Below are 16373 nucleotides of genomic sequence, written 5' to 3' on the forward strand. Positions count from 1 at the left end.
ACTAAGATGCAGGCAGATGATAAAAAGTTGCGTTTATGAAAAATTCTTTTAGATTGATTGTACAAGAAAATCAAAAAAGTGCTATCTCTCGATTGTTCGAGAAATAGCACTTCAATTATTTTAATATGTTTAGTTAATCATTTTCTGCATTTCTTGCAGATTAAATTCTCTTACCGAACGTGGTAAGAAGCTACGAATTTCGTCTCCGTTATATCCGACCTGAAGACGTTTATCATCAAACATAATTGGGCGTTTTAAGATTCCTGGATTTTCTTCAATCAGTGTCAATAAATCCTGTAATGTTAAATTTTCCAAATCTGGTTTTAATTGTTGGAAAGCTTTTGAACGGGTAGAAATAATTTCCTCCGTACCATTATCCGTCAAGCGTAAAATTTCTTTGATTTCATCCCTTGATACCGGGTCAGACATAATATTCCTTTCTTTAAAAGGAATACCGTTCTCCTGAAACCATTTTCTTGCTTTTCTACAGGAAGTACAGCTAGGTGTGACGTACAGTGTGACCATTCATTTACCCCCATATATATTTAATTAATCATCTATTTCAACAAATTCAAATATGTTTAATTAAATATATCATAACCCAAAAACACAATTACGTCAAGCCCTAACGGGATATAAATGAAATGGGACAGTGGGGTCAGAGGCAATGTCCCAAGTGGGACATTGCCTCTGACCCCACTGTCCCGAAATTCGTTAAATCATCAGTCGATAAGGATCTTGTAGGTAACCAGCTATTTTACTTAAAAATTCTGCTGCTGGAGCACCATCTATAATTTGATGGTCGTATGTTAAACTTAATGGAAGTTTCAGCTTTTCAACTACTTTTCCATTATCATCAAATGCTAATTCTTTTTGCAGGGAACCAACTCCAAGAATACCAACTTCAGGTGTATTTATGATAGGTGTAAAGTATTCTATATCAAATCCACCTAAGTTTGTAATCGAAAATGTGGACCCTGTGTATAGGCTGCCATCCAGTGTTCCTTTTCTAGCTTCAGATGTTACCTTTCTTATTTCTGGGCCAAGTTGTGACAGCGGCATATGATGTGCATTCTTGATAACAGGTACTACCAACCCCTCTTCAATCGCAGTAGCCATACCTATATGAACCTCATCCACTTTAATATATTTACCATTGTAGAACCACGCATTCATTTCAGGAGTATCCAGTAAAGATAGAACAACTGCTTTTGTCAGTAATGTATTAATACTCATTTCTCCATTATCAAGCGGCTGTTTTATTTTCCCTTGTATTTCCTTTCTGAATGTCATTAATTCTGTAATATCTACTTTTCGCTGATTCGTTACTTGTGCTGTTGATTGAACACTTCTCATCATACGCTCGGCAATCGTTTTGCGCATACCCTCAAGTCCAGCACCGTATTCGATTTCCGGAGAGATTGCACCTGCAGGCTGTGTTTTCTCAGCTACAGCTTTCTCTGATGGTTCATACCTTAATATGTCAAGCCGTGTAATCCTTCCATTTCCACCTGTTCCATTTACATCACGGATATCAATATTCTGCTCTTTTGCCATTTTCCGGGCAACCGGGGTAATAAAAATTCGTTCTCCTTCTTTTGAATGTACCAGTTCGTGTTGCTTTGCTTCTGTATCAACAGCAGTATGTTGTTCAACTTGCTGTGTTCCTTGTGTCTCCATCGCTTTTTTATTCTCTGATTCCCTATTTGTTTCAACGGTTTCGCCTTCTTCACCGATAAATGCGATAGCTTCCCTACTTGGAACAACATCACCTTCTTCAGCAACTACTTTAATAATCACTCCGGATACCGGTGCTTCAACTTCATTTGTCAGCTTTTCAGAACTGATTTCAACAAGCGGATCTCCCTGTTCAACCTGATCGCCTTCACTTACTAACCATTTTTCAACGGTTCCTTCTGTCATCGTTAACCCTAATTTAGGCATTACAATTTCAGTTGCCATCGTTCTACCTCCCTTTCTAAGCTTTTAAATCATCGATAATTTCTGCTGCTTCTCTTAATACTTTATCTGCGTTCGGAATATATAGTTTTTCGAGATTCGCTGCAAAAGGAACAGGTGTATTTGGTGCACAAACACATTTAATCGGGCCATCTAAATAATCAAATGCTCTATCAGATACTACAGATGCAATATCTGTTGCTGTGTTATTATGTGGATTCGCTTCATCAATAACTATTAATCTTCCTGTTTTTTTAACAGATTCAATGACTGTTTCCTGATCCCACGGAGCGACAGTGCGTAAATCAATAACTTCAACGGATACATTATCTTTCTCCAATATTTCAGCAACTTCCAAACCTACAAATAACATTTTTCCAATAGTGACAATCGTCAAATCTTCACCACCTCGTTTAATAGCTGCTTCTCCTATTGGAATCGTATAATATTCATCTGGCACGTCTCCTTTTGTACCGTACAATGTTTTATCCTCAAAAAACATGACCAGATTATTATCTTCAATAGCAGATAGCATTAACCCTTTTGCATCATACGGTGTTGCTGGAACAACTACTTTCACTCCCGGTATGGAACCAAGCATTCCATAATAAGAACCAGAGTGCTGAGCCGCAGCACTGGCACCAGCACCGTGCATGGTACGAACCGTCATTGGTACTGTAGCCTTACCGCCAAACATATAACGCATTTTCGAGCCTTGTCCAAGAATCGAATCAAGTGCAAAGCCAATAAAGTCATTGAACATTAACTCCGGAACAGGACGCAAACCTGTTACTGCCATTCCTACAGCTGCTCCCATATATCCCATTTCAGATATAGGTGTATCAATAACACGTTCACGGCCATATTTGGGCATCAACCCCCTAGTAATTCCCATCGTTCCGCCCCATGAATCTTCATTTTTTTCTTCTAAATGCTTCACATTCGCACCGCCAGCAATATCTTCTCCAAGTAAAATAACATCTTCATCTTTTTCCATTGCCTGGTCTAGCGCTTCATTTATCGCTTGCATAAACAATTTTTCTTTACTCATGGTATTCTACCCCTTCCGAATTGTTAGTTAGTCAGCAAATACATCTTCATAAAGTGCTTCAGGTTCTGGTTCAGGACTTTCTTGTGCGAATTTAACTGCTTCTTCAACATCTTTTATCGATTCTTCTCTCAACTTATCCAACTCTTCTTCAGTAACCAGTCCGTTTTCAATCGCATACTCACGGAATACATTTAATGGATCAACGTCAGCCCACTCTTTTTCTTCTCCAAAATCTGCTTTATAAGTTTGCTCATCACCTTCGAAGTGACCATGATTTCTATATGTTACACACTCTATTAGAGTCGGACCTTCTCCTTTACGCGCACGTTCAATTGCTTCTCCGGCAGTTTCATAGACTCCCGCGACATCTTTACCATTCACACGAACTCCAGGCATATTGTATGCGACAGCTCTCTCAGCAATTGTGTTAGAAGCTGATGAATACCATTGCGGAGTTGCTTCAGCAAAGAAGTTATTTTCGTTTACAAACACAATAGGAAGCTTCCAAATCGATGCCATGTTTAAACATTCATGGAATACCCCTTCGTTTGCCGCTCCATCTCCAAAAAAGCAAACAACTACTCGATCACTTTTCTTATATTTATTTCTTATTGCCGCTCCAGTCGCTATTCCAAAACCGCCGCCAACCATGCCGTTTGCTCCTAAGATTCCTTTATCGATATCGGCAATATGCATAGAACCGCCTTTTCCTTTTCCAAGTCCCGTAGCTTTACCGAATATTTCAGCCATCATTCCTTTTAAATCTCCGCCTTTTGCGACACAGTGTCCATGGCCACGGTGTGTACTCGTAATATAATCCTCATCTGTTAAGTGAGCACAGACACCTGTTGCGATTGCTTCTTCACCAGCATATAAATGAACAAAACCCGGAATTTCTCCAGCAGCAAAATAACGTTTTGCATTTTCTTCAAAGTTGCGGATGTCTTCCATGTTTTTATACATGTCTTTGGCTTTATCACTTGTTAGGTTCTTAACAGCTGTATCTGTTGCTGTACGGACTTCCAGATCAACCAATTCTTTGAATGACGTTTCCACCTTACTGACTGATTCTGGCATTCTTTGTGCTTTGCCTGACATAATGATTCCTCCTAAATTATTAAATTATTTTTTAACGATATGCTTAGCAGTTTCTTGAATTAATTCAGATAGTGTAGGATGGGCAAATACAGTATTTGCTAGTTCATCGACCGTTCCTTCTGATTCATAGACTGTCAAGATTTGATGTAATAAATCTGCTCCCTGGGAACCTACAATAACCCCACCTAAAATTTCACGGTACCTCGCTTCACTTATAATTTTCACGAAGCCTTCTGTTTCATCTGATGCAATTGCACGTCCGTTAAAGGAAAAAGGCATTATTTCCGTAATCACATCATAACCGGCACGTTCAGCCTCTTCTTCACTTAAGCCGAAAGCAGAAACTTCAGGTTCAATAAATAATGGCCTGGGGATACTGTGCGGATTAACAGGTCTTTCCTTTTTACCACTCATCGCACGTGCAGCTTTTATTCCTTCTGCACTTGCAGCGTGAGCTAATGTCTGTCCGCCAATTAAATCGCCAATAGCAAAAACATTACTTTCGCTTGTTTCATAATATTCGTCTACGGAAACAAATCTGTTACTATTATCTAATTCCAATCCTATTGCGTGAGGTAAATCGAGGTTTTGTTCTCTACCTGCAGCTACCAGTAATTCATCAAATAAAAACTCTTTATGACCTGCGAGAACAACTTTTTGATTTGTGACTTTTTGAATGGTGGCACTCGTTTCAATTTGAATACCAATGGATTTTAGTTTATTTTTAATAATCTCCCTAGCTTCGTGGTCGAGTGTTAATAAAATATCTGAGGCTACTTCAATAATCGTTACTTCAACTCCAAATTTTCTAAGGGCAAATGCCAATTCTACAGCAATGACTCCACCTCCAATCGTTACAAACTTATCAGGTAATTCTTCCATCTCAAAAAATGTATCGGTTGTTAAATAATCTACTTGGTCTAACCCATCTATTCCGGGTACAAATGGGCGCCCACCAGTTGCAAGCAGAATTTTCTTCCCATAATACTCCTTGCCATCGACTTCAAACGTATTTTTCCTTACATATTTCGCTTCTCCCTGAATAAATTTAATGCCATTGTTTTTAAACGTACTATGAATGCCACCTTGTAATGTTGAAACAACCCTATTTTTTCTTTGTACAATTGCAGGAAAGTCAATGTTCTCTACTGTTATCGTCATTCCATTCTTATTAGCTGCTTCCACTCCTGAAAGCCAATGGCTATACTGCAGATAAGTTTTTGACGGTATACAGCCAACGTTTAAACAACATCCACCGATGGCGTTTTTTTCAATTACTGCTACTGAATTACCTAATGTAGCAGCTTCTTCTGCTGCTACATATCCTCCCGGACCAGCTCCAATAATTAAAATATCAAAGTTTGACAAATAACCACCCTCCTGTTTCTTATTCGTTAAGTGTAAGCCAGTATAAAAGTAGTTAAAAAGACTTTATAAAGCGCTTACAATTCAATTGTATCTAAAATTAAATTTGTTAACAAACAATTTATTGCTTTTTCAGACAGTTTTAGACTAACTTTGAAGAATTTGTGACAAAGTGAGCATTCTGTTTTTTTATAAAAGGCTCTACAATAGCAGTTTGCCAAATGGTAGAGCCCAATTTTCATGTCTATTTTTTAAAATGTTGATTGTATATAAAATTTAATTTATAATTCTTCAACTGAATATGAATATCGGTATTTTCCGTTATTTTATTTGAAATAATGTCCCGTGCCAATGGCGTTTCTAATTCCTCCATAATAAATCGTCGTAGTGGCCGAGCACCGTAAAGGGGGTCATACCCATTTTCTGCTATCCATTCGACGGCCTCCTTATCTAAGGAAACAGCCATATTCTTATCTTTTAGCCGTTGATTTAGATCATTAATCATCAACATCGTAATCTGATGCATATGTTTTTGTCTTAACGGATTAAAGATTAGAACATCATCTATCCTGTTGATAAACTCTGGTCTAAAATGATGCCTTAATTGCTGTGTTACTTTATTTTTTATATCTAGCAAAATTTCTCCGTCGCTTTCAATAGCTTGTAATAGTATGGGAGACCCTATATTACTCGTCATAATTAATATTGTATTCTTAAAATCTACAGTATGTCCCTGGGAGTCAGTTAGCCTTCCCTCATCAAGTACTTGAAGGAGTAGATTAAACACATCTGGATGAGCCTTTTCAATTTCATCTAGAACAACAATGGAATGTGGTCGATGACGTACTGCTTCTGTCAATTGTCCCCCTTCGTCATAACCGACATATCCTGGAGGCGGGCCGATCAACCTGGCCACTGCATGTTTTTCCATATATTCCGACATATCAAGTCTTGCCATATCCAGTTCACTGCCAAATAAAACCTGTGCTAGGCTTTTGGCAAGTTGTGTTTTTCCAACACCTGTTGGTCCTAAAAATAAGAACGAACCAGTAGGTTGATTAGGATTTTGTACACCAGCTCTGGACCTTAGCACCGACTCAGAAACTTTCGATACTGCTTCATCTTGACCAATAATGTGTTTCCGGAGTTCGTCTTCAAGATTTAATAGTTTTTCTCTTTCATTTTCCATAATGCCACTAATTTTAATTCCCGTTAATCTCTCTACTACATTTTTAATATCATCTTCAGTGACAGCATTATCAACATTTACTAATCCATCATTTAATAGGGGGTTATTAAGCTTAATATATTTTACGGCGCTTGCTTCATCCATTAAATCAATAGCCTTATCCGGAAGGAAACGATCAGTTATATACCTAACCGATAGTTTTACAGCGGCTTCAATCGCCTCTTCTGTAATGGTTGTTTCATGGAATAGTTCGTAATTTTGCCTGATCCCTTTAAGGATTTCAATCGTGTCTTGAACTGTTGGCTCGTGCACCATAACACGCTGAAATCTTCTTTCGAGCGCCTTGTCTTTCTCAATGTTCTCCCGATATTCATCTTGTGTAGTAGCACCGATACAACGAATCTCACCGCGAGCTAGCATCGGCTTCAAAATATTACCGGCATCCATGGATCCTTCCGTTCTTCCAGCACCAACAATTGTGTGAATCTCATCAATGAATAATATAATTTGATTATTAGAATCCCGAACTTCGTTTAATACGGTTTTCAATCTTTCTTCAAAATCACCACGGTATCTGGCGCCAGCTACCAAAGCGCTCATGTCCAGATTGTAAACAATTTTATTTTCCAGGTTTTTCGGTGCATCCTTATCAACAATTTTTTGAACTAATCCCTCTACGATTGCAGACTTTCCGACTCCAGGACTGCCAATAAGAATGGCGTTATTTTTAATCTTCCGTGTTAATATACGAATAATATCGTTTATTTCATCACTTCTTCCGATAACACGCTCTATCTTTCCTTCTAAATACTCCTTATTCAAATTTACTGCATACCGATCCAGTGCATCATACACATTTTCTTGATTCTGATGCACAGCTTTTTTTCCTTTTCGGACTTTATTCATCTGTTTATAAACTAATTCTTTATTTATTCCATTTTCGTCTAAATAAGTAGTAATCGGGTTGAACTTTTGTTCAAAAAGTGCAAGTATTAAATGTTCTATAGTTACATATTGATCACGTAGGTTCGTCGACTCCACTTCTGCCTCATCGAGTAGACTTTGCAATCGCTGACTTAACTTTTCACCGTATTGGATATCTGTTCCTGTTATTTTTGAAATCTTTTCAACTTCCCTGTTTACAAGTTGAATAAATTCATTCATATCAACATCTAAATCTACGTAAAGCTCATAAGCAAAAAGATCCGGCTGTAATAAAGCTGACCAGAGATGCGGTATATCTAACTGATAATTTTCTTGTTTCTTCGCAATCTCTTTTGCCGCCAATAGAGCTTCTTTCACTGCAATTGTCCGATTGTCTGTCATATTTTATCACCCCTTTACTGGAAGCGCATTCTCATATTCATTATAACAAAGGTATAGCTCCTATGTTGGAGAATGGTTTTGTCAAATATGTGAAACAGACCAATAAGGCGGAGCACTGGATATTTTTTGAACACCGTACTCATTTTCATCTTCAGTAAAAAAATAGAAAAAAGACAAAAAGAGTCAGAGAGAGAATCACCTTATGGGATTCTTTCTCTGACCCCCTGTCCCAGTTCACCAGCGCCATATTCCTTTTTTATCTTTCTTTATATCATCTATCCATTCTCTTAGTAATTTATAATATTCACCCAAACTGTTAAAAATTTCTACAGCAAGTTCTTCGTTATAGGTATGCACTGTCAGATTTCGATGGTCCACCATGCCTAGAGCCAGTATCGTTTTCTCATCTGAAAATGCCTTTATCAATTATATTAAAGGACTTAAAAAGCGGGACAGTGGGGTCAGAGGCAATGTCCCACTGGGACGTTGCCTCTGACCCCACTGTCCCGCTCTACAATCAACTTGTAAATTGTTCTGCTTCTGTTGATCCTGCGAGTGCGGTTGTTGATGAGGCTCCACCTGAAATCACCTGGGCTACTTCATCAAAGTATCCGGTTCCGACTTCACGCTGGTGTCTAGTTGCGCTGTATCCATGCACTTCGCTTGCGAACTCTGCCTGCTGCAATTCGGAATAAGCAGCCATGCCTTCATCTTTGTATTTCCTTGCAAGCTCAAACATGCTGTGATTCAATGCATGGAAACCTGCTAATGTCACAAACTGGAACTTATAACCCATCTTCCCGAGTTCTCGCTGGAAATTAGCGATTTCCTCATCGGATAATTTCCGTTTCCAATTAAATGATGGTGAACAATTATAAGCTAGCAGTTTACCTGGATATTGTTCATGAATCGCTTCAGCAAAACGACGTGCCTCTTCCATATCTGGCTCTGACGTTTCACACCAGATTAAATCTGCATACGGCGCATAGGCTAAACCTCGAGCGATTGCTTGATCCAGTCCTGCTGTTGTTCGGAAAAATCCTTCAGAAGTTCTTTCACCTGTAATAAATGGTGCATCAGTCGGATCAACATCACTCGTAATCATGTCAGCGGCATTCGCATCGGTACGAGCAATAATGATTGTCGGTGTCCCCATGACATCTGCCGCAAACCGTGCTGCAATCAAGTTTTTCACCGCTGTTTGCGTCGGTAGAAGAACTTTCCCGCCTAAATGTCCACATTTCTTCTCAGAAGATAACTGGTCCTCAAAGTGGACACCAGATGCACCCGACTCAATCATACCTTTCATCAACTCAAACACGTTTAATTGTCCGCCAAATCCAGCTTCTGCATCCGCTACAATTGGAGCAAACCAATCAACCTCAGAGTCACCTTCCGAATAATGGATTTGATCTGCACGCTGTAATGCCTGATTAATTCGCTTTACAACATGTGGCACACTATTCGCTGGGTATAAGCTCTGATCCGGATACATTTCACCTGACAGGTTCGCATCTGCTGCTACTTGCCAGCCACTTAAGTATATCGCCTTTAAGCCCGCTTTCACCTGTTGTACCGCTTGGTTTCCGGTTAAAGCACCTAAAGCATTAATGTAATCTTCCTCGTTGATTAAGTTCCACAATTTTTTTGCACCGCGAGTTGCCAATGTATGCTCCATATCGATGGAACCTCTCAGCCGAATGACATCCTCGGCTGAATATTCCCTTCTAATCCCTGACCAACGCTCATTATTTTCCCATTCTCTTTGTAATTTCTCTGCCCGCTCTTGATACATTATTTATTCCCCCTCGTTAATTGTTTGTATGCTGGTAGTGTTAAGAATTCTGCAAATTCATCTTCTTTCACTAACGAATCAAAAATATCCGCAGCTTCTGCAAAATTTCCTTGCTCATAAGCCGCTTCCCCAATTTGTTCCTTTATTTTCTCCAACTCTTCCTGAAGAATTTCGTCAACCAACTCAAATGTCACTTTTCTCCCATCAGAAAGTACCCCTTTTGGATACCGAATCCATTGCCAAACTTGTGCTCTTGATATTTCTGCAGTTGCTGCGTCTTCCATCAAATGATTAATTGGTACAGCACCTCTTCCCGAAAGCCATGCAGCGGTATACTGAATTCCAACACTGACATTCGTCCGAAGACCTTCTTCTGTTATCTCTCCATCCGGCAATTGGACAAGGTCCTCAGCTGTTACCTCAACACCCTCTCGCTTACGATGCAATTGGTTCGGGGTCGGCATGATCTCATCAAACACATTTTTTACAAGTTCAACCATCCCTGGATGAGCAACCCATGTTCCGTCATGCCCATCACGTGCTTCCCGCTCTTTATCCTTACGTACCTTATCAAAAGCAATTTTATTTTTCGCTTCATCATTTCTCACCGGGATGTGGGCAGCCATGCCACCAATCGCCATCGCATTTCGTTTATGACAAGTTTTGATAGCAAGCTGTGAATACGAACGCATGAATGGAACTTCCATTGTTACGGTTGCCCGGTCCGGAAGTATCCGTTCTGGATCTTTATGAAACTTTTTAATATAGCTGAAAATGTAATCCCACCGGCCACAGTTTAGACCTGCAGCATGGTCGCGTAATTCATATAAAATTTCATCCATTTCAAATGCAGCTGTAATCGTTTCAATCAAGACCGTTGCTTTAATTGTACCTTGTGGAATACCTAGCTCATTTTGTGCAAAAACAAATACCTCATTCCAAAGACGTGCTTCAAGGTGATTCTCTACTTTTGGTAAATAAAAGTAAGGACCTGTTCCTCTAGCTATTAGTTCTGTTGCATTGTGATACAGATACAGTCCGAAATCTACTAAACTGGCAGACATTGACTTTCCGTTGCACCGCAAATGCCTTTCTTCTAAGTGCCATCCTCGCGGTCTGACGATTAATACAGCAGTATCTTCATTCAATTCATATCGCTTGCCATTATCTGCTTCAAAATCAATAGACCTGCGTATTGCATCTTTTAAATTAATTTGCCCGTTCATCATGTTTTCCCAAGTTGGAGATGTTGCATCTTCAAAGTCTGCCATGAATGCCTTTGCCCCTGAGTTAAGTGCATTGATAATCATCTTTCTGTCAACCGGCCCCGTTATTTCAACGCGGCGATCTTGTAAATCTTTCGGCAAGCGCCCCACTGACCAATCGCCTTCACGGATATGCTTCGTTTCCTTCAAGAACTGAAGCTGTCTTCCTTCATTTAGCTTTCCTTGAATTTGTTGTCTAATTTCGAGTAAGTTCCTTCGCCGTTCATCGAAGTGCTCATGAAGTTTTCCTAAAAACTCTAAGGCCTGAGGTGTCAAGATTTTCGGAAAGGTTTGTTCGTGTTCAATTTGTACAGAAACAGAAGTTTGATTCGTAAGCATGAATTCACTCTCCCAATATACTGTTATATTATAGTTTCAAATATTAATATTGTTATATAACAATATTAATAAAAAAAATTAATCTTCCTTTTTTGACAAACAATAATCACATTCCATCGTGTAGCTTCTTGAATCAACTTCCTGCCCACATTCTGGACACGATACTTGTTCATGTTTGTTCATGTTCGCCCCTCCTCTTATATAACAATTTTAACTTTTGTTCCTTTGTTATAATACAGTCTATTCGATTTTAAATAATAATGCAACACCTTTTTTAAAAAAGAGTGAAAATTTTTTATTAATGAACTTGCTTTTTCTCAATAAAGCCTTATGTACAAAGCTTTAAAGCGCTATATAATATTTTATTTTTTCTCTAAAAAATTATTTTGTATATCGATTCGCGTAAGAGCTTGCCACAAATGCTTCCGGTTTAATCTTTGCTTCAATTCCAAGTGCTTCCATACGTGCAAGCATTTCGTTTACAAAGATTCTCGTTTTATTTTTATTACCTGATCCGATGTCAATATGCCCTTCAATCGTTAATGATGCGCCCCGATAAATATTCGGCAAAATAAGTTCAATCAACTGATTCTTGCGTTCCTCTGTAAACAACCCAACAATTTCTTCCGTCAACGTTGTCTCGTAAGAAATCCGTTCATGAAGGTGATCCATTCTTCTTGGAACAATTACTTTCCGAATACAAGCCCATGCTCCTTTTGTTTCACACTGAATAACAATCCCTGTAATAAAACGCGTATATGTCGGATGGACCTGGGAATCTGTCCCAAACATCAGTTTATAATTGCCATATCGATCCTTCTCCATGAAACTTTTAACATGCTGAAACACTTCTTGAAACGACATATTTTTCCTGCTTAAGTTTTCAAAAGCGAAGTTGTACAACTGGAATTTTTCCAAAATGATAACCTCCTCTTGTTTCTAAAATATGTTCACTTATATTCTTTGATTCAATTATAGTTGCTTATTTTATCACGCATTAACTATCTCTAATACCCGTAAATTCCTGATTCGGTTCAACTAACATTCAGTGGGGGGTAAGGAATTCCCCACTGAATGTAGTTTCACTTTATAAGTAAATTATGAGCAAGTGCGAGAAATGATATTCAGCTAAGTTTATCGTATAATGAAGGCAGCATAAAAAGAAGGGAGCGTATAGATGTATAAATTAATTGCAATTGACATGGACGGTACGTTATTAAACGATCATCACCAAGTTTCTAAACAGACACAAGATACATTAAGGGCGGCAAAAGAACATGGAACGAAAATTGTACTGTGTTCGGGCAGACCAATTGTTGGGATGCGAAAGTACATAGCCGATTTAGGTTTAAATGAAGAAGACGATTATGCAATCGCATATAATGGTGCTTATACCGAAAATACAAACACTGGAGAAATTGTCTCTGAATTCTCTCTTGAATATAAGCATCTTGTTGAACTACATGATTTGAGTATGGAATTGAACATACCGATGCACTACTTTGATCATGAGAAGCTTTATACTCCTAATAAAACAATCAGCAAATACACGGTACTTGAATCCTATCTGAATGATATCACGTTAGAATATTGTCCAATTGATGAATTTCCACAAGAGCAATCGATACCGAATATTATGTTTATCGATGAGCCAGTGAAACTGAGTGAGGCACTTAAACATTTACCAAAAGAGCTCGCGAACAAGTATGCAATGGTAAAAAGTGCACCACATTTCTCGGAATTCACCCATTTAAAAGCAACGAAGGGAATTGCCGTAAAACGATTGGCTGAGAATCTCGGTATTAAGCAAGAGGAAATCATGGCAATCGGTGACAATGGTAATGACAAGTCAATGATTGAATATGCCGGATGCGGAGTTGCAATGGAAAACGCCATCCCAGAATTAAAAGAAGTTGCTGACTTTCAAACCCTAACAAACAACGAAGACGGAGTAGCCCACGCCATCCAAAAACTCCTCCTCGCAAAAGCATAATCTGGACACGGGGTCAGAGCACTTGTCCCAGTTCGAGCGGGACATGAGGTCAGAGCTTTTGTCCCAATTCTATACCCCAACATCAAAAAAGCGAACCACTAGTGGTCCGCTTTTTTATTTCTCTCTGTTATATGAAAGACGCCATTCTTCCTCCATAAAGTGCATATAATTCATTTTTCTACCCATAATTTTAGGAGATAGGAGAGATTTTGTTTAACAGGAAGTCTGAAAGGATATTATCAATAATAGAACAAGTTTTTCATTATTATTGCATCTATAGGAGTGATTTACATGAGTCGCGAAATGCCACGTGATACTGGATTGGATAACACACTAAATGTACTGAAAGACGGATACATGTACATCATGAACCGGCAGGATCGTTTTGATTCTGATGTGTTTGAAACCCGTCTGCTTGGCCAGCGCACCATCTGTTTAGTCGGTGAGGAAGCAGCAGAAATTTTCTATGATGAGGGTAAATTTCAACGGGAAGGAGCTGCTCCCAACCGGATAAAAGAAACATTATTCGGTAAAGGCGGTGTTCAAGGGCTCGATGGAGATGCACATAAACATCGGAAAGCAATGTTTATGTCAATCATGTCCCGCGAAAACCTGCAACATTTCAATCAACTATTTAAACAGCAATTGCAGCTGGCAATAGAAAAGTGGGAACAAATGGATGAGGTAATCTTTTATAAAGAAATTGAAGAAGTATTGACACGTACCTCTTGCCTCTGGGCTGGAGTCATTGTGGAAAAGGATATGGACAAATTGACGCATGAGATCGGGACGTTATTTGAGTCTGCCGCTAGTGTCGGTCCCGCACATTGGGCCGGAAGAAGAAACCGAAACAAGTTGGAGAAATGGATGAGCGGTCTTGTAGAAGATGTGCGTGACGGCAAAATCAATCCACCTGAACCTAGCGCTTTGTACCAATTTTCTTGGCATAAAGATCTTGAGGGAAACTATTTAGACCCTAAAATAGCGGCAGTTGAAATGCTCAACATCATCCGTCCGATTGTTGCTAATGCAGTCTATATCAATTTTCTTGTTTTAGCATTGTACGAGCATCCGAAAGAACTAGAAAAAATCAAAAATGGCGGCGAAGAATATGCCAAGATGTTTGTTCAAGAAGTCAGGAGAGCCTATCCTTTCTTCCCGGTTGCAGTCGCGGTTGTAAAAAATGATTTCATATGGCGAGATTTTACGTTTAAAGAAGGTACGCTAACTTTATTAGATCTCTACGGCACGAACCATCATCCGAAAATCTGGGATAATCCAGACATATTCAATCCCGAACGGTTTAGAAATTGGAACGACAGTCCTTTCTCCTTCATCCCTCAGGGTGGCGGCGATCATTATCTCGGTCATCGCTGTGCCGGAGAATGGGTGACATTAGAAGTTATGAAAACAAGCCTGGATTTTTTAGTTAATCATATGGATTACAACATTCCAAAGCAAGATTTAAGTTTAAGCGTGAATGATATTCCAAATACACCTGAAATTGCGCTGCATAACGTTAGAAAAAAATAGATTCCTTTCTTTAATTGTAACCGCCAAACAGCCTTTCCTATCGAAGGACTATTTGGCGGTACTATTCTTACACTTCATTTCCTCATAATTCTTCTACCGATTTATTCCATATTTCCTCCTTATCCTCGTCAAACACTTTAACAGGAAAGTCCTCTTTATGATTTCTCGAAAAATTCATTGACTAATTCCTTCGACACACTAGCTAGCTGCTTGTACTCATATTGTGGGTTTTGATCTTTGTCAATAAGAACGGAACGAACACCTTCAAAAAAGTCATTATGACGCATAAAGTTTCGCGCGAGTAGCAAATCCGTTTGCAAGCATGCTTCAAGTGTTTTTTCTTCTCCTCTAATTAATTGTTCTAAAGTAACTTTCAGGGAAACAGGTGATTTGGATAACAATGTTGCCCTTGTCTTTACTGCAAACTCACTTGGATCAGCTGCTAACGATTCTACGATTTCTTCTATTGTATAATAAGAAAAATGCTTATCAATTGTTGGTTGTAAAATAGCTAATTCACCATCCGTTTCAGGATAAATAGCTTTAGATTGCAGTAGCCCCTGAAGTGCATCTTCCTTATTTCGATGATGCCAATTTGTCGCCTCGATTTGACTAAATAACTCTGGTAACCGATCACTTGGGATAAAATGATCAGCACCTTTTATATATAGGACATCAGCCGCGCCCAAAATGGTCGCTGTTAATGCCAAATAACGGCCTATGTAGCCTGGAGCTTTATTTAAAAAGTAGGCAGCCCCAACATCCGGAAAAAAGCCAATGTTCATTTCCGGCATGGCCCACTTTGTCCGCTCTGTTACAATGCGGTGACTTGCACCATAGGATAATCCAACACCCCCGCCCATAACAATCCCATCCAGACAGGCAATGATCGGTTTAGAATATTGCGCTACAAGTTTATCGGTTTGATACTCCACAGTGAAAAATTGTTTCGCCGCTTGTAATGCATCTGGATGTTGTTCTCTCGCTTGATACAATGCTTTAATATCTCCACCGGCACAAAAGCCTTTGGGACCAGCACCTTTGAGAATAATGATACAAATCATATCATCCTGCTCCCATGCTAGAAGCTTCTCTCTAATAGCCGCAAGCATATCGTGTGTCAAAGCATTTATTGATTTCGGTTGATTCAATGTAATCGTTGCAACACCGTTCTCATTCATAGAAAATAAAACATTATCCATGCCGTGAACACTCCTTCATTTTCATAGGATAAGAGGACTACGGACATAAAGTGAAACTTCATTCAGTGGGGAATTCTTTACCTCCCCACCGAATGTTTGTTGAACAGAGTCAGGCATTTACGGACTGTATTTCCCCCACCTTCACATGTTGGGCTTCCCTCATATTAGAAGTGGGGGATATTACAGACCTTTAATACGTGATAAAGTGAAACTTCATTCAGTTGGGGGGATTACAGACCGTTAATACGTGATAAAATA

General features: G+C 39.1%; 13 protein-coding genes. 2 read left to right on the plus strand and 11 right to left on the minus strand.

Annotated elements, in window-relative coordinates:
* Positions 1-129: 129 nt before the first annotated feature.
* The 10 genes from spxA to WKU33_RS06195 form a co-directional block, all read right to left on the minus strand.
* Positions 130-525, minus strand: a complete 396-nt coding sequence (gene spxA, locus WKU33_RS06150; RefSeq protein ID WP_156855778.1) for a transcriptional regulator SpxA — start codon at positions 523-525, stop codon at positions 130-132.
* 189 nt (positions 526-714) lie between these two features.
* The gene (locus WKU33_RS06155; protein WP_188858182.1) at positions 715-1962 is read right to left on the minus strand and encodes a dihydrolipoamide acetyltransferase family protein; all 1248 of its coding nucleotides are present in this window, start codon (positions 1960-1962) and stop codon (positions 715-717) included.
* Positions 1963-1978: 16 nt separating this feature from the next.
* Positions 1979-3010, minus strand: coding sequence for an alpha-ketoacid dehydrogenase subunit beta (locus tag WKU33_RS06160; RefSeq protein WP_188858179.1), 1032 nt, complete (start codon positions 3008-3010; stop codon positions 1979-1981).
* Between the two features lie 27 nt (positions 3011-3037).
* Complete coding sequence (locus tag WKU33_RS06165; RefSeq protein WP_229782727.1) at positions 3038-3973, minus strand: thiamine pyrophosphate-dependent dehydrogenase E1 component subunit alpha; 936 nt, start codon at positions 3971-3973, stop codon at positions 3038-3040.
* A 159-nt stretch (positions 3974-4132) separates the two neighbouring features.
* Positions 4133-5476, minus strand: coding sequence for a dihydrolipoyl dehydrogenase (gene lpdA, locus WKU33_RS06170; RefSeq protein ID WP_188858174.1), 1344 nt, complete (start codon positions 5474-5476; stop codon positions 4133-4135).
* Between the two features lie 241 nt (positions 5477-5717).
* Positions 5718-7988, minus strand: coding sequence for an ATP-dependent Clp protease ATP-binding subunit (locus WKU33_RS06175; protein ID WP_340453698.1), 2271 nt, complete (start codon positions 7986-7988; stop codon positions 5718-5720).
* 234 nt (positions 7989-8222) lie between these two features.
* Entirely contained in the window at positions 8223-8369 is a 147-nt protein-coding gene (locus WKU33_RS06180; protein WP_188858168.1) for a hypothetical protein, read from the minus strand.
* 136 nt (positions 8370-8505) lie between these two features.
* A complete protein-coding gene (gene aceA, locus WKU33_RS06185; protein ID WP_336252951.1) occupies positions 8506-9783 on the minus strand; it encodes an isocitrate lyase in 1278 nt (425 codons plus the stop codon).
* Positions 9783-11387, minus strand: a complete 1605-nt coding sequence (gene aceB, locus WKU33_RS06190) for a malate synthase A (RefSeq protein WP_336252952.1) — start codon at positions 11385-11387, stop codon at positions 9783-9785. The genes aceA and aceB overlap by 1 nt, the downstream gene beginning before the upstream one ends.
* A 381-nt stretch (positions 11388-11768) precedes the next feature.
* Positions 11769-12251: a ribonuclease H-like YkuK family protein gene (locus WKU33_RS06195; RefSeq protein WP_442946198.1), complete on the minus strand. Its 483-nt coding sequence runs from the start codon at positions 12249-12251 to the stop codon at positions 11769-11771.
* Positions 12252-12564: 313 nt separating this feature from the next.
* Here WKU33_RS06195 and yidA point away from each other — a divergent pair, with 313 nt between their 5' ends.
* Both yidA and WKU33_RS06205 read left to right on the plus strand, forming a co-directional pair.
* Complete coding sequence (yidA, locus tag WKU33_RS06200) at positions 12565-13380, plus strand: sugar-phosphatase (protein WP_336252954.1); 816 nt, start codon at positions 12565-12567, stop codon at positions 13378-13380.
* Positions 13381-13671: 291 nt separating this feature from the next.
* The gene (locus WKU33_RS06205) at positions 13672-14913 is read left to right on the plus strand and encodes a cytochrome P450 (protein ID WP_340453704.1); all 1242 of its coding nucleotides are present in this window, start codon (positions 13672-13674) and stop codon (positions 14911-14913) included.
* A 155-nt stretch (positions 14914-15068) separates the two neighbouring features.
* Here WKU33_RS06205 and WKU33_RS06210 read toward each other — a convergent pair whose 3' ends face one another.
* Positions 15069-16115, minus strand: a complete 1047-nt coding sequence (locus tag WKU33_RS06210; protein WP_340453707.1) for an enoyl-CoA hydratase/isomerase family protein — start codon at positions 16113-16115, stop codon at positions 15069-15071.
* Between the last annotated feature and the right edge of the window lie 258 nt (positions 16116-16373).

Origin of the sequence: Oceanobacillus sp. HCA-5259, from assembly GCF_037892815.1 — a bacterium.
Taxonomy (GTDB): Bacteria; Bacillota; Bacilli; order Bacillales; family Amphibacillaceae; genus Oceanobacillus; species Oceanobacillus indicireducens.

Coding starts and splice junctions, on each gene's coding strand:
- spxA (WP_156855778.1), bottom strand. CDS start 525: ATGGTCACACTGTACGTCACACCTAGCTGTACTTCCTGTAGAAAAGCA.
- WKU33_RS06155 (WP_188858182.1), bottom strand. CDS start 1,962: ATGGCAACTGAAATTGTAATGCCTAAATTAGGGTTAACGATGACAGAA.
- WKU33_RS06160 (WP_188858179.1), bottom strand. CDS start 3,010: ATGAGTAAAGAAAAATTGTTTATGCAAGCGATAAATGAAGCGCTAGAC.
- WKU33_RS06165 (WP_229782727.1), bottom strand. CDS start 3,973: ATGTATAAAAACATGGAAGACATCCGCAACTTTGAAGAAAATGCAAAA.
- WKU33_RS06175 (WP_340453698.1), bottom strand. CDS start 7,988: ATGACAGACAATCGGACAATTGCAGTGAAAGAAGCTCTATTGGCGGCA.
- WKU33_RS06180 (WP_188858168.1), bottom strand. CDS start 8,369: ATGGTGGACCATCGAAATCTGACAGTGCATACCTATAACGAAGAACTT.
- aceA (WP_336252951.1), bottom strand. CDS start 9,783: ATGTATCAAGAGCGGGCAGAGAAATTACAAAGAGAATGGGAAAATAAT.
- aceB (WP_336252952.1), bottom strand. CDS start 11,387: ATGCTTACGAATCAAACTTCTGTTTCTGTACAAATTGAACACGAACAA.
- WKU33_RS06195 (WP_442946198.1), bottom strand. CDS start 12,251: ATGTCGTTTCAAGAAGTGTTTCAGCATGTTAAAAGTTTCATGGAGAAG.
- yidA (WP_336252954.1), top strand. CDS start 12,565: ATGTATAAATTAATTGCAATTGACATGGACGGTACGTTATTAAACGAT.
- WKU33_RS06205 (WP_340453704.1), top strand. CDS start 13,672: ATGAGTCGCGAAATGCCACGTGATACTGGATTGGATAACACACTAAAT.
- WKU33_RS06210 (WP_340453707.1), bottom strand. CDS start 16,115: ATGGATAATGTTTTATTTTCTATGAATGAGAACGGTGTTGCAACGATT.